This is a genomic window from Pseudomonas sp. HMSC076A11 (assembly GCF_001810205.1).
GTDB classification, from domain to species: Bacteria; Pseudomonadota; Gammaproteobacteria; order Pseudomonadales; family Pseudomonadaceae; genus Pseudomonas; species Pseudomonas aeruginosa.
The window spans coordinates 364,851-389,076 of the sequence record NZ_KV800314.1 but is presented as its reverse complement, the minus strand read 5'-3'; the positions used below and the strand labels follow the sequence as shown (position 1 = coordinate 389,076).

The following is a 24,226-nucleotide window of genomic DNA, read 5'->3' as shown; positions in this document are numbered from 1 at the left end:
CCATTGAGCCGCGCCTGCGGCTCGGGTAAGGTCGGGGGATTCTTCTTCCCAAGAACCCACCTGACAAGACCTCGCCATGACTTCGAAGCTGGAACAACTCAAGCAATACACCACGGTGGTCGCCGACACCGGCGACTTCGATGCCATTGCCCGCCTGAAGCCGGTGGACGCCACCACCAACCCGTCGCTGCTGCTCAAGGCCGCCGCCCTGCCGCGCTACGCCGAGCACCTTCGACAGGCTACCGCGGGTAGCGGCGGCGACGCCGGACTGGCTTGCGACCGCTTCGCCGTGGCAGTCGGCAAGGACATCCTCGGAGTCATTCCCGGACGTATTTCCACCGAAGTCGACGCGCGCCTGTCGTTCGACAGCGAGGCCACCCTCGCCCGCGCCCACCGCCTGATCGAGCTGTACGACGAACAGGGCATCGACCGCGAGCGGGTGCTGATCAAGATCGCCTCCACCTGGGAAGGAATCCGCGCCGCCGAGATTCTGGAACGCGAGGGCATCCAGACCAACCTGACCCTGCTGTTCTCCTTCGCCCAGGCGGTGGCCTGCGCCGACGCCGGGGTGTTCCTCATCTCGCCGTTCGTCGGGCGCATCTACGACTGGTACAAGAAGAGCGAGAACCGCGACTACGCCGGCGCCGAGGATCCCGGCGTGCAGTCGGTCTCGCGCATCTATCGCTACTACAAGGCCAACGGCTACAAGACGGTGGTGATGGGCGCCAGCTTCCGCAATCTCGGCCAGATCGAGCAACTGGCCGGCTGCGACCGCCTGACCATCAGTCCCGACCTGCTGCAACAACTGGCTGACGCCCAGGGCGAGCTGCCGCGCCTGCTGCTGCCGGGCGAAGGCGAGCCGCGCCAGGTGCTCGACGAGAGCGCTTTCCGTTGGCAGATGAACGAGGACGCCATGGCCACCGAAAAGCTGGCCGAAGGCATCCGCCTGTTCGCACGCGACCAGGAAAAGCTCGAATACCAGTTGGCGACCCGCCACTGATCGCCGCTGCCGGCGGGACGCGCATGCAGGGCGTCCCGTTCCGGCGCAGCGGAGGATTCAGCAGGAATTCGGGAAGGGATCGACCGGTTAATGGCGCTCCAGGGCGCTGACCAGGTCGTGGAAGGCTTCGCGGTTGGATTCGTTGAGGCCCATCAGGATGCGGTGCGCCTCCAGGACCTTGTCGCGCACCACATCTTCCGACTGGTCCTGCGGCGGCAGGTCGGACAGGCATTCCGGGCACGGAATCGGACGATCGACGATATTGAACACCTGATCGAAGCCCATCGACTGCAACAGACGGGTAATGTCCGGATTGGTGGTCACCAGCGTGGGCAACAGGCCGATTTTCTGCCGCGACAGGATGGACAGCTTGGCCAGCAGGCCGAGCGTGGTGCTATCGATGCTCTGGGTTTCCGTAAGATCGATGATGATCGCCGAAAAATTCAGCGCAGCGAAGATCTTTTCGATGGTGGAATCCAGGGCCGAGCACAGGGTGAGGCGGACCTCACCGACGAATTTCAGAACGAAGGAGCCGTTCTGTTCGGCAAACTGGATTTTACCGGTACTCATGCAAGGTTCCTGCTCAACACCAGCAAGGCGATATCATCCGGCATCTCCGCCAGGTTGGCCAGCCCGAAGACCTGGCGCAGCCCGTCGAGGGTGCCTCCGGCGGCTGCCACCTGTTCCGGTAGCGAAGCCTCTTTCTCCTTCAGCGTAGCTCCTGGCAGCACATCGAGGATGCCATCGGAAAACAGCGACAGGCTGAAGGAAGGCGGCAACTCCATGACCCGGTCGTCATAGGTCGCATCGTCGAACAGGCCCACCGGCAGGCCACGGCCCTCCAGGTAGCTCGCCTGCCCTTCGACGAACAACACAGGAAGCGGCAGGTGGCCGCCGATGCTGTAGGTCAGGCTGTTCTTCTCCAGGTCGATGACCCCGCCGAGCATGGTCACGTGCTTGCCCAACTTGGTGTTGATCAGGCCGCGGTTGATGTGCGCCAGCACCTCGGACGGCTTGAACTCCGGGAGCGTGCCGTTGCGCCTCGACTCATAGAGCAGGCGCGTGGTCATGAACTTCAGCAGCACCGTGACGAAGGCCGAGGAAGCGCCATGGCCGGAAACGTCGGCCAGGTAGAACGCCACGCGTCGCTCGTCGACCCGGAAGTAGTCGACGAAGTCGCCGGAGAGATACAGCGACGGAATGATCCGGTGGGAAAACTCCAGCCCCTCGATGCTCCACGGCGTCACCGGAAGCATGTTCATCTGCACCTGGCGGCCGGCGTTCTGGTCTTCCTGGAGCAGGTTCAGGCTGGCCTGCAATTCGCGGTTGGCGGCTTCCAGCTTGTCGCGGTAGCGCTGGTTCTCGACCCGCAGGTAGGCGCGATCCAGGGCCCGGCGCACCGAATGCTCGAGCACCGCGAGGTCTTCCAGGGGCTTGATCAGGTAGTCGGCGGCGCCCAGGCGCAAGGCTTCCACCGCATCGCTCATCACGCCGGCTCCGGAAAGTACGATGATCGGCGTTTCCGAAGCGGTCTGGCGGATGCGGCGGATCAGTTCGAGGCCGTCGATCTGCGGCATGCGCAAATCGCAAATGACCAGGTCCGGCTGTTCGCTTTCGAAGATCTGCAGGCCCTGCAGACCGTTGAGGGCCTGCAACACCTTGAAGTTGCTATCTTCCAAGTAGGCGGCGAGGCTTTCGCGCACCACCTCGTCGTCATCGATGATCAGCAGCGTGGCACTGACTTTATGCATGGGTCATCCAGGCAAACGGCGCCGGAAACAGTGGGTCCTAGGCGCTTATTGTAAGTGACAACAGCGCGGCTACGGGGTTCGACAAGGCGCAGACGGTACTCCCATCCGTTGAGCAGTTCAAGCCGTTGACCTTTGCCGGAAAATCCGCCTTTGTCCGTCCGATCCCGTCCGCACGGTATAAACTTTGACGATAATCGCCAGGATTGCCAGTCGCCCTCCCATCGCCCCGACCATGAGGATCAGCCCATGCAGCCCATCGAGCACAACTACAGCGAGAAGCGCGACTTCATCCGCATGAAGCTCGACACCCCGGTCACCATCCGCTGCGAAGGCCGCGAGTCGGTGGCCCTGTGCCGGGACCTGTCCGCCAGCGGGCTGCTGCTGGAAGCGCAAAGCGAGCTGGCTCCGGGCGACCACCTGCGGGTGAGCATCCCGTCCACCCACGAGACGCTCACCGGCCTGGAACTGGAAGCCCGCGTGGTGCGCTGCGAACGCCTCGGCCCGGGTCGGCATAGCCTGGGGCTGAGCATCGTCGCGATCCACTGAAACGACGAAAGGCGACCCAAGGGCCGCCTTTCCAGGTGTCGCACGAAGCGGGTCGACTTAGAAGTCGTCCTCCACCTCGCCGTCCTTGACCTTGAACTCGCGGTTCTGCAGGTAGGCGTTGCGGATGAAGATGTACTTGTCGCCGCTGATCAGTTTTTCCGACTTCAGCAGGTTGGCACGGGTGTCGACGGTATTGATGCCGAACATCACGTTGCGCGCGCGTACGTCGTCCATGTAGTGGTAGGGACTGACATAGATGTCCGGGATCTTCGCCGGGGCATCGCGCAGCGTGCTCGGGCCGAGGAACGGCAGCATCACGTACGGGCCGCTGCCGACGCCCCAATAACCCAGGGTCTGGCCGAAGTCCTCATCGTTGCGCTGCAGGCCCATCGGGGTCGCCACGTCGATCAAGCCGGCCAGGCCGAAGGTGCTGTTGAACAGCAGGCGGCTGGTGTCCACGCCGGCATTGTGGAACTTGGCCTGCAACAGGTTGTTGGCCAGGTTCTTCACGTCGCCGAGGTTGTTGAAGAAGTTGTGCACGCCGTCCTGAACGAAGTTCGGGGTGACCTTCTGGTAACCCTGGGCCAGCGGTTTCAGCGCATAGGTGTCCAGGGTGTCGTTGAAGGTGAAGATGGGACGGTTGATGCTTTCCCAAGGGTCTTCTTCACTGGCCGCCAGGGACAGCGTGGGTGCCAATGCGAGGCTGGCGCAAGCCAGGATTCGGGCACTACGTTCGATCCAGTTCACGCCGCGGGCGCGCATTGCTGTATCTCCTTTGCATGACTAGTCTTGGCCGCCAGCGCGGCTTCAGCGTGCGCGCAGTATATAGGCTCGCATCGATTTTGAGACTAGAAGAGTTACGAGATGGCTGACAGACAATTGCTACACACGGCCCATATCCCGGTGCGCTGGGGCGACATGGACAGCTACGGGCACGTCAACAACACCCTTTATTTCCAGTACCTGGAAGAGGCCCGGGTGGCCTGGTTCGAAACCCTCGGCATCGACCTGGAAGGCGCTGCCGAGGGGCCGGTCGTGCTGCAAAGCCTGCACACCTACCTGAAGCCGGTGGTGCATCCGGCCACCGTGGTGGTGGAACTGTACGCCGGCAAGCTGGGCACCAGCAGCCTGGTACTGGAACATCGCCTGCACACCCTGGAAGATCCGCAAGGCACCTATGGCGAAGGCCACTGCAAGCTGGTCTGGGTGCGCCACGCGGAAAACCGTTCGACGCCCGTGCCGGACAGCATACGCGCCGCGATCGCCTGACTCAGGCGCCCGGATAGGCCGCGTCGAGCACGATCTCCAGGGCGTCCGGACGCCAGAACTCCTGGTCGAACTCGACCACCCTCTGCCCCTCCGCGTAACTCAGTCGCTCCAGGTACAGCGCCGGCGAACCCGGCGCCAGTTGCAGCGGCTCGGCCTGGGCCGCGTTCAGCGCGGTCGGGTGCATCGCCAGTTGGCAGCGCGTCGGCTGCAGGCCGAAACGCTCGCGCAGCAGGCTCATCAGCGAAGTATCGAGGTCGTGGTCCAGCAGGCCTGGGCACCACCCGGCATCCAGGGCGATCAGTTCGATCAGCACCGGACGCTCGTCCACCCAGCGGCGCCGTTGCAGGAAATACACCGGCGCGCTGTCCTCCAGCCCCATCCGCTTGGCCAGCCAGGCGCCGGCTGCACGCCGCTCGGCGTGCAGCGTCTCGGTACGCGGCTGGCGTCCCTGGGCGCTGACGTATTCCATGAAGCCGGTGGTACGGGTCGGGTTGTAGCGGATCCGCGGCGGCGCGACGAACCAGCCGCGGCGGTTCTCGCGATAGACCAGGCCTTCGGTTTCCAATTGCTGCAGGGCTTCGCGAAGGGTGATGCGGGTACACAGGAAGCGCTCGGCCAACTCCCGCTCGGAGGGAAGTTTCACTTGCAGCACACCCTGGGCGATATCCGCGGCGAGCTGGTCGCGGATGCGCAGGTACTGACGAGATTGATCGACCGGCATGACGGCCTCGCTGATTCAGACCGGCCGATTATAACGGCAGCCCGTCGGCCTATCGCCACTGCCACGAAAACGTCACGGCGGCGTCACAAAACCCCTCTAGGCTGGCCTAGACCATTTGCCAGACGCCTTTCGCATGCCCAGCTCCGACCAACTCCCGCGCTTCACCGCCCTGCTCTTCGGACTCTCCGGCGGCCTGGTGGATTTCGGCGCCCGGACCCTGTCCCTGGCGCTGCTGCGCAGCCATCCGCATAGCCCTGCCGAACACCTCCGCGACGCCAGTCTGCTGCCCTTCGCCGAGGCACAAAGCTTCCTGTTGCAGCGCAAGCCGAACAAGAACGAGCGCCAGCGCCTGGAGCAGGCCCTCGACGAAGCCGCCGAGGAACAGGCCGAAGCCATCGCCGGTGCCGTGGCCCTGCTGGAGAGCCTGGACGAACAACGGATTCCCTACGCCTGGCAGGACGAGCTACCGGAATCGGTCTGCCAGCGCCTTGCCGCGCCGCTCGGCCGAGCGGACGCCCTGATTCCCCTCGCCGGCGCGCGCCCCTGGCCGGCCCCCGATGGCTGCTGGCAGGCCCTCGCCCAGCTGGGCATCGAGCGCCTCGACGGCTGCGTGCTGGTCAGCGCCCAACCGCGTCAACTCCAGGCCGGACTCAATGCCGGGCTATGGACCATCGGCCTGGCCGCCAGCGGGCCGTCGTGCGGCCTCTCGCCAGCCGACTGGGACGCTCTCGGACATACCGAGCGCGACCGCTTGCGTGCCGACGCCACCCTGGAACTGTACCGCCTGGGCGTGCATTCCGTGATCGATCACCTGGGCGAGCTGCAACCCTGCCTGCACGACCTCGCCGTCCGCCGCCTGAAAGGAGAAAAACCATGAGCCGTGCCCGTCACCGCTTTCTCGACGAACTGGCCGAACGCTTCGCCAGCCATGGCGCCGAGCCCTATGGCGAGGCAGTCAGCCAGGCCGAGCACGCGCTGCAGTGTGCGACCCTGGCCGAGCGCGCCGGCTGCTCGGACAGCCTTGTAGTCGCCGCCCTGCTGCACGATATCGGCCACCTCTACGAAGACCCGGCGCAGATCGACGAGGAGGACCTGCGCCACGAGGAATTCGGCGCACGCCTGCTGCGCGAGCTGTTCCCAGAGTCGGTCTGGCAGCCGGTGCGCCTGCACGTATCGGCCAAGCGCTTCCTCTGCGCGGTGGACCCGAGCTACCACGCCAGCCTGTCGCCGGCCTCCCGGCACAGCCTGGTGCTGCAAGGCGGGCCGTTCGACGAGCGTGCCGCCGCGGCCTACATCAAGGCGCCCTATGCCCAGGACGGCCTGACCCTGCGCCGCCTCGACGACCTGGCCAAGGACCCGGCCATGCGCACCCCCGAACTGACGCACTTCTTCCCGCTGCTGGAACGCCTGCTGCGGATTGATCCGGATCGCGCACATCTGCGCCCGACAGGTTAATCTGTTCGGCATGGACGGACCTTTCGGCGCCCGCCGGAGGTCCACCGAAGACTTGTACGTCGAGGGAAATACCATGCCGAAAGAGAGTCTGCTGCGCGAACTGTCCGCCCTGCGCGAGCAACTGGAGCAACAACCGCCGCTGAACGAAGAGCAGCGCGCCGAACTGGAACTCCTGATCAGGGACATCGAACTGAAACTGGCCAACGAGGACGCCCTCAACGAAGGCAGCCTGGTCGATGGGGTCAACCTCGCCGTCGAGCGCTTCGAGGTCAGCCACCCGACCCTCGCCGGCACGCTCCGCTCCATCGTGCAGAGCCTGGCCAACATGGGTATCTGAACGACTTGCCGAAATGAAAAGCCCCGGCATGGCCGGGGCTTTTTCGTATCCGCGTGTTGCGAGGCGTTACTGGCGCACCAGGCGTCGGTTGTCCGGTGCGACCTCCGCCAGGCTGCGGTAGGGATTGATATCCAGGCCGCCACGGCGTACGTAGCGCGCGTAGACGCTGAGCGCCTGCGGCTGCAACAGGCGCTGCAGGTCGAGGAAGATGCGTTCGACGCACTGTTCGTGGAAGTCCTGGTGCTGGCGGAAGGAAACCAGGTAGGCCAGCAGGCTGGCCGGGTCCAGCGCCGGGCCCCGGTAGTCGACCACCAGGGTGCCCCAGTCGGGCTGGCCGGTGACCGGGCAGTTGGACTTGAGCAGGTGGCTGTAGAGCTGCTCCTCGACGATCCGCCCGGCGTCGCAGCGCAGCAGTTCCGGGCGCGGCTGCTCGTAGCCGTCGACGGCGATGTCCAGCTCGTCGATGCAGCGCCCCGGCAGACGCCCGATGCCCTCCTCGGCAACCTCGTCGAGGCTGCGCAGGCGCACGCCCACGGGCGCCCCGGCAGCGGCCGAGAGGTCTTTCTGCAATACCGCGCGAAGCGCCTCGCGACTATCGAAGGCGGACTGGTTGAGGGAATTGAGGTAAAGCTTGAACGACTTCGACTCGATGATGTTCGGCGAGTCCGCCGGGATCGAGAACTCGCCGATCGCCACCACCGGCTTGCCGGCCGGGGTCAGCCAGGACAGCTCGTAGCAGTTCCAGATATCCACGCCGCGATAAGGCAGGGTCTCGGCGCTCAGGCCAAGCTCGGCCCATTTCGCCGTGCGTGAAATGGGAAACAGCAGCGACGGCGTGTAGCTGGAGACGTATTCGCTGGTCTTGCCCAGCGGCGAATGTTCGGCGGGATGCTGCATGAGGGAAACCTGCTGGATGAATCGCGCAGGGCCCTTCCCCGCGCGCCGCGCCGCACTGGCGGGCGGCGGCAAGTGTATACGGATCGGCCGGCATCTTCACGCCGGCCGTCCGCCGGCTCAGGGCTGCACGGTCAGTTGACCGACCATCCCGGCCTGGTAGTGGCCGGGGATGTTGCAGGCGAACTCCAGCCGGGTGGCCTTGGCGAAGGTTCAGGTCAGCTCGGCGCTCTTGCCCGGCTCGACCAGTACGCTGTTGGGGTCGTCGTGCTTCATCATCCGGCCATGGTCCATGCCGTGACCCATCTGGCTATGGTCCATCGACGCCATGCCGGTCGGGGTGAGCATCCCGGACTGCTGCATCTCCAGCATCTCTTTCTGGTGCTCGGCATGCATCGCCGCGTCGCCCAGGTTGAACTCGTGCAACAGCTTGCCTTCGTTCTTCAGCACGAAGCGGACCGTCTCGCCGGCCTTGACCTCGATCGCCCGCGGCTTGAAGTACATGTCGCCGAGCACCACCTCGATGCTGCGGCTGGCCTGCGCGGCCTGGGCCGGCTTGCCGAAGGCCTGGCCGTGGGCCGGTGAAGCCTGGGCGCTGGCACCGAAAAGCACGCCGAGGACGATCAGGGAAGCGGGAAGCAGGCGGCGCGGAAACATACGGGGAATCTCCATCGGGTTGATGTCGCCTATCCTGTGTCGCTGCGCCTGCCGGCTGGCTGTCGGGAGCATTACATCTTTGTCAGCTTGCCGCCGTTGCGGACCGCGAAGGCTAAGATCGCCCAGCGCCACCGACGGGCATAAAAAACCCGCCGACCGGAAACCAGGGAACCGGTGGCGGGTGAAGACGGGATCGGAGCCCTCCGTCATCCCGTGTGGAGCCGGGGGTGGAAGAACTGGCGATCAGCAGTTTTCCTTGTCCTTCTTCGTCGCTTCGGCCTGCTTCGCCAGTTTCTCCTGGTGCGCGGCACGAGCCTTGGCGGCCTGGGCCTGCATGCGCTCGAAGACGATGTCGCCGCCGCTGTCGGCCATGGCCGGAACGGTCGGGGCGAGGACCAGCAGGAAAGCGAGGGTGGAGGCAGTGAAGGTACGCATGGGAAGTCTCCTCGAATGAGTTCCCCTGTAGTCTGCGCGGGGGCCACTGTCGCCCCCGTTACCCACTGATTACGATGCTGTCAGAAACAGGTCGGCATGGCCGGCAAATGTAACGAGGGATGAACATGAAACTGCTGATCGTCGAAGACGAACCGCGCATCGGCCAGTACCTGCGCCAGGGGCTCGCCGAGGCAGGCTTCGCCGTCGACCTGAGCGACGATGGCAACGAGGGCGAGCAACTGGCCCTGGGCGGCGACTACGACCTGCTGATCCTCGACGTCATGCTGCCCGGCCGTGACGGCTGGCAGATCCTGCGCAGCGTGCGCGACGCCGGGATGACCGTACCGGTGCTGTTCCTGACCGCCCGCGATGCCGTAGAGGACCGCGTGCGCGGCCTCGAACAAGGCGCCGACGATTACCTGGTGAAGCCGTTCGCCTTCGTCGAACTGCTCGCCCGGGTGCGCACCCTGCTGCGCCGGGGCAGCCAGCAGTTGCAGGAGACCACCCTGCAACTGGCCGACCTCGAACTCGATTTGCTGCGCCGCCGGGTGCAACGCCAGGGCAAGCGGATCGACCTCACCGCCAAGGAGTTCGCCCTGCTCGAACTGCTGCTGCGGCGCAGCGGCGAGGTGCTGCCCAAGTCGCTGATCGCCTCGCAGGTCTGGGACATGAACTTCGACAGCGATACCAACGTCATCGAGGTGGCCATCCGCCGCCTGCGCGCCAAGGTCGACGACGACTACCCGCAGCGCCTGATCCATACCGTGCGCGGCATGGGCTACGTTCTCGAAGAGCGCGACGAATGAGCGCCGGGTTCGGCTCGCGGATGTCCCTCGGCGTCCGCCTGAGCCTGCTGTTCGCCGCCTGCACGGCGGCGGTCTCGCTGATCGCCGGATTGATCTTCAGCAGGGCCATCGACGAGCATTTCGTCGAGCTCGACCATATAGCGATGTCCGCCAAGCTCGCGGTGTTTCGCGATGAGCTGCGCGGCCTCGGCTCGGAACAACAGATGCGCCGCCGCGAAGCGGAACTGCTGCGCGAACTGGCACGCCATCCCGACCTCGGCCTGCGTCTGAACGGCCCGGATGGCAACCTCTGGTTCGAGCGCCTGCCGCAGCCTGCGCATCCCGGCCTGCCCGCCAACCGCGAACTCGGCGCCCCGCTGGAGCCCGGCAACGACGCTTCGCCGCGACTTACCGTGATCCTCGACATCAGTCATCACCAGCACTTCCTGCAACGCATGCGCCAGTTGATCTGGCTGACCATGAGCCTGTCGGCGCTGGCCACGGCGCTGCTCGGCGCCTGGGCCACCGGCGCCAGCCTGGCGCCGCTGCGACGGATGCGCGAAGTCGCCGCGCGGGTTTCCGCCAACTCCCTCACCACCCGCCTCGACGCCAGCCGGATGCCAGAGGAGCTGCGCGGACTGGCCGGCGAGCTGAACGCCATGCTGGCGCGCCTGGAAGAAGCCTTCCAGCGCCTCTCGGCGTTCTCCGCCGACATCGCCCACGAGTTGCGCACCCCGCTCACCAGTCTGCTGACCCAGACCCAGGTGGTATTGTCCCGCCCACGCTCGCTGGAGGATTATCGCGAGGCCCTGCACGGCAACCTCGAGGAGCTGGAACGGCTCACCGCGATGGTCAACGACATGCTGTTGCTGGCCAAGGCCGACCACGGCCTGCTGGCGCCCAGCCGCCAGGCCCTGGACCTGGGCGCGGAAGTCGACTCGCTGCTGGAGTTCTACCAGCCGCTGGCGGAAGACCGCGACATCCGCCTGCTGCGCGAAGGCAGCCTGAGCCTGCCCGGCGACCGCGGCATGCTGCGGCGGGTGCTGGCCAACCTGCTGGACAACGCCCTGCGCTTCACCGCCGATGGCGGCGAGATACGTATCCGTCTCGGCGACCGACGCCTGAGCGTGGAGAACCAGGGTCCGGCGATTCCTCCCGAGCGCTTGCCGCGCCTGTTCGACCGGTTCTATCGTGCCGATCCGGCGCGCCGCGAAGGCCAGGGCGAACACGCCGGGCTCGGCCTGGCGATCTGCCGCTCCATCGTCCAGGCCCACGGCGGCGAGATTCGCTGCGAATCAGCCGACGGCTGGACCCGTTTCGTCATCGATTTCGCCCGCCCGCGCCCGTGAAACGCGAAGCCCCCATGACGGGGGCTTCGTGCTTCATACCGTCGAGCGTTTCACTGGCGCATGCCGCGCCCGCTCACCAGCAGCCGTACACAGCCGAAATACAGCACCGCGGTGGCCAGCAGCATGAAGCCGATGGCCACGCCGATGCGGATGTCGGAGACGCCGAGGATGCCGTAGCGGAAGGCGTTGACCATGTGCAGGATCGGGTTGGCCAGCGACACCGTCTGCCAGAACGGCGGCAGCAGGTTGATCGAGTAGAACACCCCGCCCAGGTAGGTCAGCGGCGTCAGCACGAAGGTCGGGATGATCGAGATGTCGTCGAAGTTGCGCGCGAACACCGCGTTGATGAAACCGCCCAGGGAGAAGATGGTCGCGGTCAGTACCACTACCAGTACCGTGATGCCCAGGTGGTGCACCTGCAGCTTGGTGAAGAACAGCGACAGCAGGGTCACGATCACCCCCACCGCCAGGCCGCGCAGCACGCCGCCGATGGTGTAGCCGAGGAGGATGGTGTGCGGCGACACCGGCGACACCAGCAGTTCCTCCACCGAGCGCTGGAACTTGCTGCCGAAGAAGCTTGACACCACGTTGCCGTAGGCGTTGGTGATCACCGACATCATGATCAGGCCGGGCACGATGTATTCCATGTAGGTGAAGCCGCCCATGTCGCCGATCTGCCGGCCGATCAAATTGCCGAAGATCACGAAGTACAGGACCATGGTGATCGCCGGCGGCAGCAGGGTCTGCGGCCAGATCCGGGTGAAGCGGCGCACCTCGCGGTAGACGATGGTGTTCAGGGCGACCAGGTTGGCGCTCAGTTCGCTGCTCATCGGGCGATCCTCGTCAGGTTCTTCTCCACCAGCGACACGAACAGCTCCTCCAGGCGATTGGTCTTGTTGCGCAGGCTCAGTACCTCGATGCCTTGTGCACCCAGTTGGGCGAACAGGTCGTTGATGCCCTGGCTCTTCTCCACCTGCACTTCGAGGGTGTGATCGTCCACCAGACGCGTCGGGTAGCCGTCGAGAGTCGGCGGCAGGGCCTGGACGTTCTTCAGGTCGAGCAGGAAGGTTTCCGAATGCAGGGTCATCAGCAGGTCGCGCATGCTGGTGTTCTGCACGATCTCGCCGTGGTCGATGATGGCGATGTTGCGGCAGAGCTGCTCCGCCTCTTCCAGGTAGTGGGTGGTGAGGATGATGCTGATGCCTTCCTGGTTGAGTTCGGTGAGGAAGCTCCACATCGAACGGCGCAACTCGATGTCGACCCCGGCGGTGGGCTCGTCGAGGATCAGCAGGCGCGGCTGGTGGACCAGCGCGCGGGCGATCATCAGGCGTCGCTTCATGCCGCCGGAGAGCATCCGCGAGGCTTCGTTGCGCTTGTCCCACAGCCCCAGCTGGGTCAGGTAGCGCTCGGCGCGCTCCTTGGCGATCTTCGCCGGGATGCCGTAGTAGCCGGCCTGGGTCACGACGATGTCGAAGACCTTCTCGAACTGGTTGAAGTTGAACTCCTGCGGCACCACGCCAAGGCAACGCTTGAGGCCGGCCGGGTCCTTGTCGAGGTCGTGGCCGAACACCGAGACCGAACCGCTGGTCTTGTTCACCAGGGTCGAGAGAATCCCGATGGTGGTGGACTTGCCCGCGCCGTTGGGGCCGAGCAAGGCGAAGAAATCACCTTCGGCGACGTCCAGGTCGATGCCCTTGAGGGCCTGGAAACCGTTGCCGTAGGTTTTCGTCAATTGACGGATGGACAGGGCGGAACTCATTAGGCTTCCCGTGTCGGAAGGTGAAGAGGAAGAGCTAGATAAGGCTACGGGTAACAAAATGCAACAGTAGCCGGCTCAGGTCAGTTCGGTCATTACCGCGGTGCGGAACGCCGGGCGCTCGCGCAAGCGCAGGTACCAGGCCTCGAGGTGGGGCAGCGGCGGGCGCTCGATGGGCATCTCGAACCAGGCGTAGATGAAACAGCCCAGGGGAATGTCACCCATGCCGAAGCGTTCGCCGGACAGCCAGGGTTGGCCGGCCAGGGTCTGGTCCGGCACCCGCAGCAACTCGCCGCAGGTCTGCAACGCCTTTGCGATCAGGGCCTCGTCGCGTTGCTCCGGCGACGTACGCAGCGTTCCCCAGAACAGGTCGCGGAACGGCCCGGCGAGAGTCGAGGTGGTCCAGTCCATCCACTTGTCGGCGTCGGCGCGGCGCACCGGGTCCTGCGGATAGAGGTCGCCCGGCGCATAGCGGGCGGCCAGGTAGCGGACGATGGCGTTGGACTCCCAGAGGACGAAGCCGTCGTCCTCGATCACCGGCACCCGACCGTTCGGGTTCATCGCACGGAACGCCGGCTCATCCACCAGGCCGAACGCCCCGCCGGCATCCACCGTCCGGTACTCCAGGCCAGCCTCCTCGGCGCACCACAGCGCCTTGCGCACATTGCTCGAGTTCTTCCGGCCCCAGATGGTCAACATACTCTGCGTTCCCTCTTCGGTTGATGCGGCGGATGGGTCGCCGGAGCGCCCGGACGACATGCCGCACCCTACCGAGGATGGACCGAAGAAGGAAGACGCGCCGGCTGATGGTGACTATCGACGCCCTTCATCTTGCCCGGCCTCGGCCTGGAAATCGCCGTCCAGGGCCAGCGGGCGGCCGGAGAACAGGTGCGGATAGTGCTGCTGCAAGTGGGAGAAGAACAGTTCCTCCGGCAGGTCGGCGAACTGGCCGTGATCGGCCAGGTACTCCATGTAGCGCTCGCCCTGGCGGTTGAATGGATGGAAGACGCTGTCGGCGACGCCGTCGAACTCCAGCGGAGCGACGTCGAAGGCGCGGCACAAGGCACGGTTGAACGCCGGGGTGGCCTTCACCCAGCGGCCCTCGAGGTACAGTTCGGTATAGCCGTGCATGGCGAACACCTCGCTGCGCAGCGCCTCCAGCAGGCGCGGCGTGGCCAGGTGGTTGCGCACGTCGGCCAGGCCGATCCGCGCCGGAATCCGGCAATGCCGGGCGCAGGCGGCGAGCAGGATGGCCTTGGGCACGCAATAGGACTCGCCCTGCTGCAGCGCGTGGCTGGCCTTCAGGGTCTGCGGATCGCGGCTGAACACGTAGGGGTTGTAGCGCACCCCGTCGCGTACCGCGTAGTACAGCGCGACCGCCTGGTCACGCGGTTTCGCCGAATTCCCCCGGGATTTTTCCGCGAACTCCACCACCACCGGGTGGTCACTATCCACGAAGCGGCCGGATTGTAGGTAGGACTGCATGGCGGGCTCCCGGCGGGCAATTTGTCCCAGTCTAAACGGGAAGTTTTCGCCTATAACGTGACAAACCGGCCAAGCTGACCGGCCCTGCCGCCAAACGGCGGCAAACGGGCTAAGCTCGAGACGCCGCCTGGCGTCTTCATGGAGGATTCCGCATGTTGTTGCTCTGGTTAGTCGTACTGGTACTCGGTGTCGCTTACCTCGCCCATCGGCGTACCCCACCCGCTCCCGCGCTCGGCATCAGCGCCGCCTACCTGATCCTGATGGGCGTGTTCAGCCACGCGCCCGGCTGGCTGCTGCTGGTCTTCTGGCTGCTCTGGCTGGCGGTGGCGCTTCCCCTCGCCCTGCCCGACCTGCGCCGGCGCGTGCTCAGCGGTCCGCTGTTCGCCTGGTTCCAGAAAGTCCTGCCGCCGATGTCCGACACCGAGCGCGAGGCCATCGAGGCGGGCACCGTGTGGTGGGATGGCGAATTGTTCAGCGGCCGCCCGGACTGGCAGAAACTGCTCGACTACCCCAAGGCGCAACTCACCGAAGAAGAGCAGGCCTTCGTCGACGGCCCGACCGAAGAACTCTGCGCCATGGTCAGCGACTGGGACATCGGCCAGCGCATGGACCTGCCGGAAGAAGCCTGGGCCTTCATCAAGCAGCACGGCTTCTTCGGCCTGATCATTCCCAAGGAGTACGGCGGCAAGGGCTTCTCCGCCTTCGCCCACTCGCAGGTGGTGATGAAGCTCGCCACCCGTAGCGGCGACCTGGCCTCGACGGTGATGGTGCCGAACTCCCTCGGCCCGGCCGAGCTGCTGCTCCACTACGGCACCGACGAGCAGCGCCAGCGCTACCTGCCGAGCCTGGCCAAGGGCGACGACATCCCCTGCTTCGCCCTCACCGGCCCCTACGCGGGCTCCGATGCCGGCGGCATGACCGACGTCGGCATCGTCTGCAAGGGCGAATGGGAAGGTCGCGAGGTGCTCGGCCTGCGCCTGACCTGGGAAAAGCGCTACATCACCCTCGGCCCGGTGGCCACCCTCCTCGGCCTCGCCTTCAAGTGCCACGACCCGGACCATCTGCTGGGCGACGAGGAGGACCTGGGCATCACCCTGGCGCTGATCCCCACCGACACCCCCGGGGTCGAGATCGGCCGCCGCCACGTGCCGCTGGGCGCCGCCTTCATGAACGGTCCGAACTCCGGCAAGGACGTGTTCGTGCCGCTGGAGTACATCATCGGCGGGCAGGAAATGATCGGCAAAGGCTGGATGATGCTGATGAACTGCCTGTCGGTCGGACGCTCCATCTCGCTGCCGGCGGTGGGCACCAGCGCCGGCAAGGCCAGCAGCTACGTCAGCGGTCGCTACGCCCAGGTCCGCGAGCAGTTCAACGTGCCGATCGCCGCCTTCGAAGGCATCCAGGAGGCGCTCGCCCGCATCGGCGGCAACGCCTGGCTGATGGACAGCGCGCGAATCCTCACCGCCAACGCGGTGGACCTCGGCGAGAAGCCCTCGGTGCTTTCGGCGATCCTCAAGTACCACCTCACCGAGCGCGGCCGCGAGTGCATCGCCCATGCCATGGACATCCATGGCGGCAAGGGCATCATCATGGGCCCGAACAACTACCTGGGTCGTTCCTGGCAGGGCGCGCCGATCTTCATCACGGTGGAAGGCGCGAACATCCTCTCGCGCAACCTGATGATCTTCGGCCAGGGCGCGATCCGCTGCCATCCGTACGTGCTCAAGGAAATGGAACTGGCCCAGCGCGAGGACAAGGACCAGGCCGCCCGCGAGTTCGACGCGCTGCTGGTGAAGCACATCGGCTTCGCCGTCGGCAACGCCGCCAGCAGCTTCCTCCTCAGTCTCAGCTGCGGCCACCTCGGCAACGCGCCCGGCGACCGCATCAGCCGTCCCTACTTCCGCGCGCTGAACCGCCTGGCGGCGTCCTTCGCCCTGCTCGCCGACTTCAGCATGATGCTGCTGGGCGGCGAACTGAAGCGCAAGGAACGCCTCTCCGCGCGTCTCGGCGATGTCCTCAGCTATCTCTACCTGGGCTCGGCGGCGCTCAAGCGCTACCACGACCTGGGCAACCCGGACTACCTGCATCCGCTGCTGCGCTGGGCCATGGAGGAAAACCTCGGCAAGGCCGAGGCGGCGCTGGAGGACCTGCTGAACAACTTCCCCAGCCGCTTCTTCGGCTGCGCGCTGAAGGTCCTGGTACTGCCGTTCGGCCGCCGGCACAAAGGGCCGGGCGACGAACTGGACGCCGAGATCGCGGAAATCCTCGGCCGTCCGGACGACGACCCGGCGTTGCAGGCGATCCTCGCCGGCGCGTTCCTGCCGAAAGACCCGCAGGACCCGGTCGGTGCCCTCGCCCACGCCTTCGACGCGGTACGCGAAAGCGCCGCGCTGGAGAAAACCCTGCACAAGGCGATCAAGGAAGGCAGGGTCCAGCCGCAAGCGGGGCAGAACCCGATCGATGCCGGCGCCGCCGCCGGCGTGCTGAGCGCCGAGCAGGCGCAGGCCCTGCACCAGGCCGAAGCGGCACGGCGCAAGGTGATCGACGTCGACGACTTCGCCAAGGAGGAACTGCAACTGGCCGACGGCAGGATCCGCTGACACTCCGCGGCAAAGCGACAGTCGCAACCGACAAAGGCGCCTTCCGGCGCCTTTGTCGTCTTCACCCACCCAAACCCGGGCGATTGGCTAGAATCGACGGGCACATCCCTGACGTACGGGAGGCCATCATGCTCAAGCTACTTGCCACCGGCCTGGCAGCCTCGTTTCTCCTCCTGCCCCCGGCGCAGGCCGCACCGCCTGCGCCCTATGGCGTGCAGCCGCACCAGCAGGCGGTGCAGCGCGCCGGCGAACAGCGCCAACGCCAGCTCCAGGAACAGCGCCAGCGCTTCGACGAACAACGCCTGCAATTGCAGCAGGATCAACTGCAACGCCAGCAGCAGAACCTGCAGCGGCAACGGCAGCAACGACAGATGCAGGACAACCTGATCCGCCAGCAGCAACTGGACCAGCAGCGCTGGCGCCTGGAGCAGGACCAGCGGCGCCTCGACAGCGAACGCCGGCAACTGGAAAACCGCCGGCGCCAGAGCCAGTCCCCGGCGATCCGCTGAAACTGGCCGGCGCCGCGAAACCCTTTATACTGCCCAGCTTTTTTCCAGAGGACCCGTCATGGCCAACTCCTACCTCGAGCACCACCTCGCCCTGCTCCAGCACCTGCGCAACATCCTCGGCGCCCTGGGCGAGGCCGAGCAGGTGCCGGAAGAAAACCACGGGCTGTTCCTCGAGCGTTTCGACGAACTGATGGACGAACTGCCGCGCGACCCGGAAGGCGCCCAATACCTCGGCCAGGACCTGATTTCCCAGGTCTTCCACCGCTATCCGCAGATCGCCCACCTGATACCGCGCGACCTTCTGTGGTTCTTCGGCGGCGATTGCCTGCACTTCATGCCGGACGAAGAGATCGACCTGTTCCAGCGCCTCGACGAGCGCCGCTACGAAGCCGAAGAGCGCGGCGAAACGTTCGACTGGAACCGCGAAAAGCAGTTGCTCGCGCTGCCCGAGGACAGCCCGCGGCACTGAGCCCGTCACGGCCACCGGCCGTCCCGCCCCGACCGCCATCCGTGCGCTCGGGGCCGCCTCCCGCCAGCCCAAACCTCGCTACCCTTTCCGAATAAAAAACGGACCGCCCGCCCGATTGCCGGAGCGCGCCGAGTCCGTACCTAGCAGTTCTGCCGGGTAGCCGGAGCTTCACACCCCTTCGCCGCACACGTCCCCACTGATTGCTCTGCAGCGAGCATGTCGTACCTCGCCGGAGCTGCCGATCAATCTGGCGAAGGCGCAGGCATGCACTCGAACGAGTCAACGGAAGACCGCTGTTCACGCCACTACACCCTGCTGCAACGGTGCCCGCTGCTGCACGGGCTGCCCGATCTGCTGCGGCACGTGGCGACCCATGCGTCGGAGCGCCGGTTGCGCGACAAGGACGTCCTGTTCCTCAAGCACGACCCTGAAGACTTCATCGGCCTGGTCCTCGGCGGACACCTCTATACCGTGCTCTACGGGCCGGACGGGCGGGAGCTGATCGTCAATGATATCCGTCCTGGCGAAGTGATCGGGGAAACCGCGCTGATCCAGCCGAACCGCCGCGAGACCTCCGCCTACGCCTCCGGCGCGGCGTCGGTGCTGATCCTCCACCGACGTCACTTCGCCCCGTTGATCGCCGACACGGAATTCCTCAACCGCGCGCTGGCCCTCCTCTGTTCGCGCCTGCGCGAAGCCTCCGGTTTCGTCGAGAGGGTCTGCCTGCATCGCCTGGAGTCGCGCCTGGCGCGCCATCTCCTGGCCAGCCTGGCGAGCGAACAACCCGAGGGAGCCTGCGCGACGCTACCGACCAACCAGAGCATCCTAGCAGCGATGCTCAACGCCAGCCGGCCGAAGCTCAACGCGCAACTGCAAATATGGAAACGCGAAGGGCTGATCAGCTGCCGCAACGACCGGATCCTGATCAACGACCTCGGTCGCCTGCGACGCAAGGCCGAACTACCAGCCGCGCCCCTGTCACCCAGGTAACAGCCTCGCCCACCGCCCGCCTCACAGACTGCTCGCCGACACGAGCAACCAGGGAGGTAGCGGTTATGGATCGTCCGAATCAGCCAGGCGGCAACGAAACCGGTTCCGATCGCCTGTTCGAGGAAAGCTGGCGTGCCGCGCAGGCTGGCCTGCGCAAACGCGCACAACGCCTTGCGCGCGGCAACAGCCATCGGGCCGAAGAATGGCTGTCGAGCACCGCGGTCAAGGCGCTGCTGTTCCTGCGCCAGTCACCGGAGCGGGTACGCGACCCCCAGGGCTTCCTGTTCCTGGTCCTGGAACACGTCTACCTGGACAGCGCGCGCCACCAGATCCGCGAGGACCGCCTCATCGACCGCGGCATCGACCTGCACGATGGCCAGTTGGAGCGCTTCGCCGCCGTCGGCTCGCCGCTGGAACGCCTGGAGCAGCTGGAACGTCTCGACCAGGTGGACAAGGCCCTGGCCTCGCTGTCGCGCCAACAGCAGCAGCTCTTCGAACTGCGCTTCATCGAGGAACTGCCCTATGCCGACATCGCCAGCCAGCTCGGCATAGCCCCGCCGCTGGTGCGCAAGCGCGTGCAGTTGCTGCGCTCGCGGCTGAGCGCCGACTTTTTCGCCGGCGACGTTTCACAAGACAGACGCAGCCGCGTTCATTCCTGACAAGCGAGTCGAGGCCCGTGCGACCGGCCCCCCTGCCCGACGAGCACCTGCCCATTCAAGGAGAGTCCCATGGCTGACCCCACGGCTGTGAATGCCCAGATCACCGATGCCGTCACCCAGACCAACGTCAAGGTGGTCGCCGAAGCCCCGGCCCAGGCCATCGCCGCGCTCTACCAGATCGCCAGCCATTCCGCCGGCCTGTCCCTGCAGAACGCAGTCTACAGCCAGCAGGCCCTGAACCAGATCTCCACCGCGGTGGTTTCCAAGGCGGTGTCGATGATCATGGCGATAGAAGACAAGAAAGGTATCTGACCCGCCCCTTGATCCCAGGAGTGCCCAGACATGTTCGGCTTCGGCAAGAAATCCGCGCCCGCGCCCGCGCCATCCGGCGACAGCGAGCAAGCCGCCGCCCCCGGCGAGGCCGGCCGGCAGACGCCAGCCAGCGGCGGCAGGGCGTCCGCCAACGGCGACGTGAAGCTGCCGTCGCGCCCTTCGCCGCTGGCCGGCATGAGCGAGCGCCTGCTCAAGCAGACCGAGGCGCCGCCACCGGACACCAGCGCCCTGAACAGTCAAGTCGTGCAGGCGGTGCAGATGAGCAACAGCGAAACCGCCGGCTATGCGCCGTCGCAGATCGCCATCGCGCCGAACATGATGATCAGCCAGGCCTCCGGGCTGGTGGCGCAATCCGCCGCCAGCTACTTCGACGGAGTCAGCAAGATCGCCCTGGCCAGCCAGGCGATCCTGCTCCGGCAGATGACCCAGAACATCGCCGAAAACAAGCTGGCCCAGGCTGCCGAGGACGCGCTCGGCGCCCTTGCCACCGACCTGCTGATGGGCGCTGCCGCCGCGGTAGCCGCGGCGGCCGGGGCGATCGAGGCGGAATCGGCCAGCTTCGCCATCGACAAGATCGACCAGAGCATCGCCAAGTACAGCGAGACCCTCGCCAGTCGCGGCGGCAAGGACACCCAATCGTAGCCACCACCGGCGGGGCCGGCGGCGTCCGGCCCTGGCACAGGAGAGCCGTCATGGCCTATTTCAAGCTGGAAGAACCGGTCAGGTTCCATCGCTATCCCTTCGACTTCCATAGTCACTTCGCCGGCATCCTGCCGGTGGAAAGCAACAGCCGCTGGACGCGCGACCGCCGGGTCTTCCGCGTCGGCGAGCGGCAGGTGAGCCTGGAGAAAGGCCAGGAGCTTTCCCTGATCGGGCTGCTGATGAGTGCCCGCGGCGTCGCTCCGGAGGTCGACGGCAAGGCGCTGGAGGAGGCTCGCCAGGCCGCGCACTATGAACTGTTCGAACTGGCTCTGCAGCGGATGGTCAGGCGCAATCCGTTCGCCTCGACCGACCGTCAGGGCTACCTGCGCGGCGAATGCGCGGCGGAGAACATCTATCTCGCCTGCCTCATCCTGGCACAACGTTTTGGCCGGACCTCGCCGCCAGCGGCCATCGACCAGCCGGCGATCTACCTCGGCACCCTGGAACTGCTCGGTGCGAGCGCGGTTCGCGACAGCGAGACGGACCAGTTCGTCCGCTACTTCAACCGCAAGATCTGGAGCGGCAACAAGTACACGCCGTTCGACGACGCCTACTGGGCCCGCGGCGCCATCCGCGATCGCCATCCGGGCGAATTCGCCTGCCTGACGCTGGGGTTCCTCCTCCACGAAGGAATCAGCCATACCCAGACGGCGACGGGGGAAGACGAGGTGGCCGTCCTCGATTCCCTGTTCGAACAATTCAACGCCTCCGAGAAGACCGCCTACCGCCTGCTCGCCCACACCGCGCATGGCTATGCCAGCGAAGCCGCCTTCGATGCCGAGCTGCACAGGATCCTCCGTCATTTCGAAATACAGCAGGGGCAGCCACCGCAGGCCCGGCTGGTCGGCATCGACCTGCTCGGCATGGAGACCGCTACCGGCCTGTACCGACAGTTCTTCGACTTCCTCCTCGGACAGGCCGCGGTGTTTCGCCGCTACCTGGACGGCAAGCCGGAAACCCGCAAGGTGGTCCTGCACATCCATTGTGGAGAGGGGACCGGGGTGTCCGACGACAACCGGTCGCTGTGCGGTTACTTCCTGCGCAACGCCAACGCGCTGGACGATTTCTACGCAGCGCTCTCCGCCTATGCCTGGAAGTGCTATGGCAACACCATCGGCCAGGGCAAGGCGCGGCTACGCGAACGGGAGAACCTGCAGGACCGTGACAAGGCTCCCAGCGCCCTCGCCGGCCTTTTCGACGAACTGTTTTTCGGCAACAGCCTGACCTCCTCCGGCCTGCGGCTACGCCGCTTCGACATCACCAGCGGGACTACCCAGGCCCTGGTCGCCTACTACGCCCGCACCAACGTCGTGAACCTCTGCCAGGCGCTGGCCAGCCGCGACGCCGACGGCAACAGCTACTACCGCCGCCTGCTGGAGAGCGATCTGTTCAGCCTGCGCATCGGCCATGCCTACTACTACCGCAACTATCTGGCCAGCAAGTTCCCCGAGCTGTGCTTCGACACCAACCTGGGAAGCAATTTCATTACCGGCGCCTCCGGCCTCTTCGACTCGCTGCAGGAATACCGCCTGAACCGTGGCCTGCGCCATCTCGACGGATACGTCGGCACCGACCAGCTCAAGGAACTCAGCCTGGCCATCGCCTACCAGGGCGAACAGCGCCTGGACCCACAACAGATGCAGTACGTCCATGCCCTGGCGGAAAGCCAGAGCGGCTTCGACGAACTGGGCGAACACCTCCCGGGTACACCCGGCTGGGCGAAACCCGCGCTGGAACAGTTCTTCGTAAGTCAGTGCGCGCTCTACCGCTCCGAGGAGGATCGCTACTTCCAGTTCGAAGCCTACCGGCGCCTCTTCGCCCAGGTCCTCAACTGGCGCTCCTATCTGCTGGGCGCCGACGGCCAGGGTGTCGAGCACTCCAACGTACAGGACGAAGCGATCCGCATGGCGCTCCTGCTCAACTATGCCGCCGCGGACCGCCACGGCCGGGTACCGGTCGCTTCGCTGGAGAATGCCCAACGCCTGCTGGTGCAACTGGGCAGCGCCTACTGGGAGGAAACCATCGGCGCCGTCGACCTGGCCGGCGCGCCCCATCGGGACCGAGAGCTGCAGCGCTTCGAAGGGTTCGCCGCCCCCGCCTCGGTCGTGCGCATCTCCACCCGCAGCAGTTGAGGAGCGACCGATGAGCGCCTACGCACGCTACATCAGACGCCGCGCGCTCGCCGCCGCGGACCGCCCGGCGCAGCGTTCGCCGGACGCCAGCGAGGAGACACGGGACCAACCGCCCCCCAGCAGGCCGGCGAGCGGAAAGCGCCTGCTGGAAATATCGGACAGCGATGCGGCCAAGCTCTTGGCCGTGCTGAAACTGCTCGGATGAGCACCCACCCCAGGAGAAGCGTCATGAAGGAAGAACTCGAAACCCTCGTCACCCAGGTCAAGGCACTCCTCACCGAATGCCTGCAAGGCTGGCTCCAGGGAGACAGCGTGGACGACCCGGCCAGCCTTGGACAGTTGGCGGTGCAGTTGAGCACCGCCTACAGCACCCTGCAGGCCGCTGCCGCCGCCTACCCCGGCGATACCGGCGGCAGCGCGCAGGCCCCCTCGGCGGACGGCACGCAGCAGTACTGAAGCCTCGCCACGACACCCCGCGCACCGCGCGTCTATCGCAGAGGAGTCCGCGCATGTCGATCTCGGAAGAATTGGGAAGGAATCTGGTCCAGCTGGCGCAACGCTGGCTGAAACGCCCCCTCACCAGCGAAGAACACGAGCAGTTGAGACAGTTCCAGCTCGGCCTCGGCAACGACGCCAGCAGCGATCCGGCCGTGCACGCGCGACAGCAGGCCGAACAGGTGATCGAGAACGGCCGGCAGCGTTCCGAAGGCTCCATCCGCCAGATCCTGCAGAACGTCCAGCAGGCCTCGACCCAGGCCCTCCGCGCCCAGGACAGCGGCGAGCAGGCGATTCTTGAGGCGGTCAATGCCGCCGGCAGCCTGGCCGAACTGCGTCCCGGCCACCTGCAGAGCGGCCAGGCAAGCGCCAACCAGTTGGTGATGTCGCAGATTGCCGACCGCCTGGCCAACCTAGTGAAGAGCGAGGTACGCCTGTGCTTCGAGCAGAACTTCGGCTCGCTCAAGCAGCAACTGGAGAACGCTATCGCCATCTTCAACCAGAGCAACCACAACACGTCCGCACCGCCGCCGGACAAGCCCGACCCGCCCGCCGCATGAGACCGCACCGACAAGCGCCCCGCCTCGCGGGGCGCTTGCATTTTCGCCGCCCGCCAGGCCTGGCGCCGACGGATTCACAACTCCCTGGCTGGAGCGTTCATCAAGACAGCACGACATGAGCCGTGCCGTTCACTCACAGGGAGTCACATTATGAGTTTTCCGACCGCAGTCAACGACCAGATCACCGATGCCGTCACCCAGTCCAACGTCAAGGTCGTCGGTGAGGCGCCAGCCATGGCGCTGGGCACCATCTACCAGACCATGGCCCACTCCACCGGGATTCTCTTCGAGAACGCGGTGAGCGCCCAGCAACAGCAGAACGCCCTGGCCCTGGCCG

Annotated in this window: 30 protein-coding genes and 1 pseudogene; 20 read left to right on the top strand and 11 right to left on the bottom strand. The window is 65.9% G+C overall.

Going from position 1 to position 24,226, the window contains the following annotated elements; all coding sequences use genetic code 11:
• Positions 1-76 precede the first annotated feature (76 nt).
• Positions 77-1,000 carry a transaldolase gene (gene tal / locus HMPREF2716_RS20255; RefSeq protein ID WP_003090868.1) on the top strand — a complete coding sequence of 308 codons (924 nt, stop codon included), beginning with the start codon at positions 77-79 and terminating at the stop codon, positions 998-1,000.
• An 87-nt stretch (positions 1,001-1,087) separates the two neighbouring features.
• Here tal and rssC read toward each other — a convergent pair whose 3' ends face one another.
• Both rssC and rssB read right to left on the bottom strand, forming a co-directional pair.
• Positions 1,088-1,570 (bottom strand): anti-sigma factor antagonist RssC, encoded by a 483-nt coding sequence (gene rssC / locus HMPREF2716_RS20250; protein ID WP_003104052.1) that lies wholly within the window; start codon positions 1,568-1,570, stop codon positions 1,088-1,090.
• Complete coding sequence (gene rssB, locus HMPREF2716_RS20245) at positions 1,567-2,751, bottom strand: two-component system response regulator RssB (RefSeq protein ID WP_003119890.1); 1,185 nt, start codon at positions 2,749-2,751, stop codon at positions 1,567-1,569. The genes rssC and rssB overlap by 4 nt, the downstream gene beginning before the upstream one ends.
• A 246-nt stretch (positions 2,752-2,997) precedes the next feature.
• Between rssB and pilZ the strand changes: the two genes are divergently transcribed.
• Positions 2,998-3,297 carry a cyclic di-GMP-binding protein PilZ gene (gene pilZ / locus HMPREF2716_RS20240; protein WP_003104055.1) on the top strand — a complete coding sequence of 100 codons (300 nt, stop codon included), beginning with the start codon at positions 2,998-3,000 and terminating at the stop codon, positions 3,295-3,297.
• 57 nt (positions 3,298-3,354) lie between these two features.
• On the opposite strand, the gene HMPREF2716_RS20235 is transcribed toward pilZ, so the two are convergent.
• The gene (locus HMPREF2716_RS20235) at positions 3,355-4,059 is read right to left on the bottom strand and encodes an MlaA family lipoprotein (protein ID WP_003114777.1); all 705 of its coding nucleotides are present in this window, start codon (positions 4,057-4,059) and stop codon (positions 3,355-3,357) included.
• 102 nt (positions 4,060-4,161) lie between these two features.
• On the opposite strand from HMPREF2716_RS20235, the gene HMPREF2716_RS20230 reads away from it, so the two are divergent.
• Positions 4,162-4,566, top strand: a complete 405-nt coding sequence (locus HMPREF2716_RS20230) for an acyl-CoA thioesterase (protein ID WP_003104059.1) — start codon at positions 4,162-4,164, stop codon at positions 4,564-4,566.
• 1 nt (position 4,567) lies between these two features.
• On the opposite strand, the gene HMPREF2716_RS20225 is transcribed toward HMPREF2716_RS20230, so the two are convergent.
• Positions 4,568-5,287: a UTRA domain-containing protein gene (locus HMPREF2716_RS20225; RefSeq protein WP_003104061.1), complete on the bottom strand. Its 720-nt coding sequence runs from the start codon at positions 5,285-5,287 to the stop codon at positions 4,568-4,570.
• Positions 5,288-5,420: 133 nt separating this feature from the next.
• On the opposite strand from HMPREF2716_RS20225, the gene HMPREF2716_RS20220 reads away from it, so the two are divergent.
• The 3 genes from HMPREF2716_RS20220 (at position 5,421) to HMPREF2716_RS20210 (ending at position 7,079) form a co-directional block, all read left to right on the top strand.
• Positions 5,421-6,164 (top strand): HAD superfamily inactivated hydrolase PcrP, encoded by a 744-nt coding sequence (locus HMPREF2716_RS20220; RefSeq protein ID WP_003162384.1) that lies wholly within the window; start codon positions 5,421-5,423, stop codon positions 6,162-6,164.
• Positions 6,161-6,742 carry a phosphonate degradation HD-domain oxygenase gene (locus HMPREF2716_RS20215; RefSeq protein WP_003090877.1) on the top strand — a complete coding sequence of 194 codons (582 nt, stop codon included), beginning with the start codon at positions 6,161-6,163 and terminating at the stop codon, positions 6,740-6,742. The genes HMPREF2716_RS20220 and HMPREF2716_RS20215 overlap by 4 nt, the downstream gene beginning before the upstream one ends.
• 73 nt (positions 6,743-6,815) lie before the next feature.
• Positions 6,816-7,079 carry a DUF4404 family protein gene (locus HMPREF2716_RS20210; protein WP_003090878.1) on the top strand — a complete coding sequence of 88 codons (264 nt, stop codon included), beginning with the start codon at positions 6,816-6,818 and terminating at the stop codon, positions 7,077-7,079.
• A 66-nt stretch (positions 7,080-7,145) separates the two neighbouring features.
• On the opposite strand, the gene queF is transcribed toward HMPREF2716_RS20210, so the two are convergent.
• The 3 genes and pseudogenes from queF to ptrA all read right to left on the bottom strand — a co-directional run bounded on the left by queF (position 7,146) and on the right by ptrA (position 9,065).
• Complete coding sequence (queF, locus tag HMPREF2716_RS20205) at positions 7,146-7,976, bottom strand: NADPH-dependent 7-cyano-7-deazaguanine reductase QueF (RefSeq protein ID WP_003098780.1); 831 nt, start codon at positions 7,974-7,976, stop codon at positions 7,146-7,148.
• A gap of 117 nt (positions 7,977-8,093) precedes the next feature.
• Positions 8,094-8,702: pseudogene (locus HMPREF2716_RS20200) on the bottom strand (plastocyanin/azurin family copper-binding protein).
• Positions 8,703-8,873: 171 nt separating this feature from the next.
• Positions 8,874-9,065, bottom strand: coding sequence for a T3SS anti-activator PtrA (ptrA, locus tag HMPREF2716_RS20195; protein ID WP_003090881.1), 192 nt, complete (start codon positions 9,063-9,065; stop codon positions 8,874-8,876).
• A 125-nt stretch (positions 9,066-9,190) separates the two neighbouring features.
• Here ptrA and HMPREF2716_RS20190 point away from each other — a divergent pair, with 125 nt between their 5' ends.
• Positions 9,191-9,871 (top strand): heavy metal response regulator transcription factor, encoded by a 681-nt coding sequence (locus HMPREF2716_RS20190; RefSeq protein ID WP_003098784.1) that lies wholly within the window; start codon positions 9,191-9,193, stop codon positions 9,869-9,871.
• On the top strand, positions 9,868-11,199 hold the full coding sequence (locus HMPREF2716_RS20185; protein ID WP_070621993.1) for a sensor histidine kinase: 1,332 nt from the start codon (positions 9,868-9,870) through the stop codon (positions 11,197-11,199). Before HMPREF2716_RS20190 ends, HMPREF2716_RS20185 begins: the two co-directional genes overlap by 4 nt.
• A gap of 50 nt (positions 11,200-11,249) precedes the next feature.
• Here the strand turns inward: HMPREF2716_RS20185 and HMPREF2716_RS20180 are convergent, their stop codons facing one another.
• The 4 genes from HMPREF2716_RS20180 to HMPREF2716_RS20165 form a co-directional block, all read right to left on the bottom strand.
• Positions 11,250-12,029, bottom strand: coding sequence for an ABC transporter permease (locus HMPREF2716_RS20180; RefSeq protein ID WP_003122535.1), 780 nt, complete (start codon positions 12,027-12,029; stop codon positions 11,250-11,252).
• Entirely contained in the window at positions 12,026-12,958 is a 933-nt protein-coding gene (locus HMPREF2716_RS20175) for an ABC transporter ATP-binding protein (protein WP_003090885.1), read from the bottom strand. The genes HMPREF2716_RS20180 and HMPREF2716_RS20175 overlap by 4 nt, the downstream gene beginning before the upstream one ends.
• A 75-nt stretch (positions 12,959-13,033) precedes the next feature.
• On the bottom strand, positions 13,034-13,654 hold the full coding sequence (locus tag HMPREF2716_RS20170; RefSeq protein WP_003162387.1) for a glutathione S-transferase family protein: 621 nt from the start codon (positions 13,652-13,654) through the stop codon (positions 13,034-13,036).
• Between the two features lie 114 nt (positions 13,655-13,768).
• Positions 13,769-14,440, bottom strand: a complete 672-nt coding sequence (locus tag HMPREF2716_RS20165; RefSeq protein ID WP_003098789.1) for a transglutaminase-like domain-containing protein — start codon at positions 14,438-14,440, stop codon at positions 13,769-13,771.
• A 152-nt stretch (positions 14,441-14,592) separates the two neighbouring features.
• Here HMPREF2716_RS20165 and HMPREF2716_RS20160 point away from each other — a divergent pair, with 152 nt between their 5' ends.
• The 12 genes from HMPREF2716_RS20160 to HMPREF2716_RS20105 all read left to right on the top strand — a co-directional run.
• A complete protein-coding gene (locus tag HMPREF2716_RS20160; RefSeq protein WP_003108955.1) occupies positions 14,593-17,040 on the top strand; it encodes an acyl-CoA dehydrogenase in 2,448 nt (815 codons plus the stop codon).
• Between the two features lie 128 nt (positions 17,041-17,168).
• Positions 17,169-17,549 (top strand): PA2816 family glutamine-rich protein, encoded by a 381-nt coding sequence (locus HMPREF2716_RS20155; RefSeq protein WP_003119883.1) that lies wholly within the window; start codon positions 17,169-17,171, stop codon positions 17,547-17,549.
• Between the two features lie 58 nt (positions 17,550-17,607).
• Positions 17,608-18,018, top strand: coding sequence for a PA2817 family protein (locus HMPREF2716_RS20150; protein WP_023517758.1), 411 nt, complete (start codon positions 17,608-17,610; stop codon positions 18,016-18,018).
• 264 nt (positions 18,019-18,282) lie between these two features.
• Positions 18,283-19,008 (top strand): Crp/Fnr family transcriptional regulator, encoded by a 726-nt coding sequence (locus tag HMPREF2716_RS20145; protein ID WP_003108957.1) that lies wholly within the window; start codon positions 18,283-18,285, stop codon positions 19,006-19,008.
• Positions 19,009-19,073: 65 nt separating this feature from the next.
• Positions 19,074-19,667 carry an RNA polymerase sigma factor gene (locus HMPREF2716_RS20140; RefSeq protein ID WP_003090892.1) on the top strand — a complete coding sequence of 198 codons (594 nt, stop codon included), beginning with the start codon at positions 19,074-19,076 and terminating at the stop codon, positions 19,665-19,667.
• A gap of 69 nt (positions 19,668-19,736) precedes the next feature.
• Positions 19,737-19,979, top strand: a complete 243-nt coding sequence (locus tag HMPREF2716_RS20135; RefSeq protein ID WP_003090893.1) for a RebB family R body protein — start codon at positions 19,737-19,739, stop codon at positions 19,977-19,979.
• A gap of 30 nt (positions 19,980-20,009) precedes the next feature.
• The gene (locus HMPREF2716_RS20130) at positions 20,010-20,642 is read left to right on the top strand and encodes a hypothetical protein (protein ID WP_003108962.1); all 633 of its coding nucleotides are present in this window, start codon (positions 20,010-20,012) and stop codon (positions 20,640-20,642) included.
• A 50-nt stretch (positions 20,643-20,692) separates the two neighbouring features.
• The gene (locus HMPREF2716_RS20125) at positions 20,693-22,834 is read left to right on the top strand and encodes a hypothetical protein (protein WP_023517759.1); all 2,142 of its coding nucleotides are present in this window, start codon (positions 20,693-20,695) and stop codon (positions 22,832-22,834) included.
• A gap of 10 nt (positions 22,835-22,844) precedes the next feature.
• Positions 22,845-23,039: a hypothetical protein gene (locus tag HMPREF2716_RS20120; protein WP_003116569.1), complete on the top strand. Its 195-nt coding sequence runs from the start codon at positions 22,845-22,847 to the stop codon at positions 23,037-23,039.
• A gap of 23 nt (positions 23,040-23,062) precedes the next feature.
• On the top strand, positions 23,063-23,290 hold the full coding sequence (locus tag HMPREF2716_RS20115) for a hypothetical protein (protein WP_023517760.1): 228 nt from the start codon (positions 23,063-23,065) through the stop codon (positions 23,288-23,290).
• Between the two features lie 53 nt (positions 23,291-23,343).
• The gene (locus HMPREF2716_RS20110; protein ID WP_003090901.1) at positions 23,344-23,889 is read left to right on the top strand and encodes a hypothetical protein; all 546 of its coding nucleotides are present in this window, start codon (positions 23,344-23,346) and stop codon (positions 23,887-23,889) included.
• A 150-nt stretch (positions 23,890-24,039) separates the two neighbouring features.
• The coding region (locus tag HMPREF2716_RS20105; protein ID WP_045108267.1) for a RebB family R body protein at positions 24,040-24,226 on the top strand (187 nt) is incomplete at its 3' end.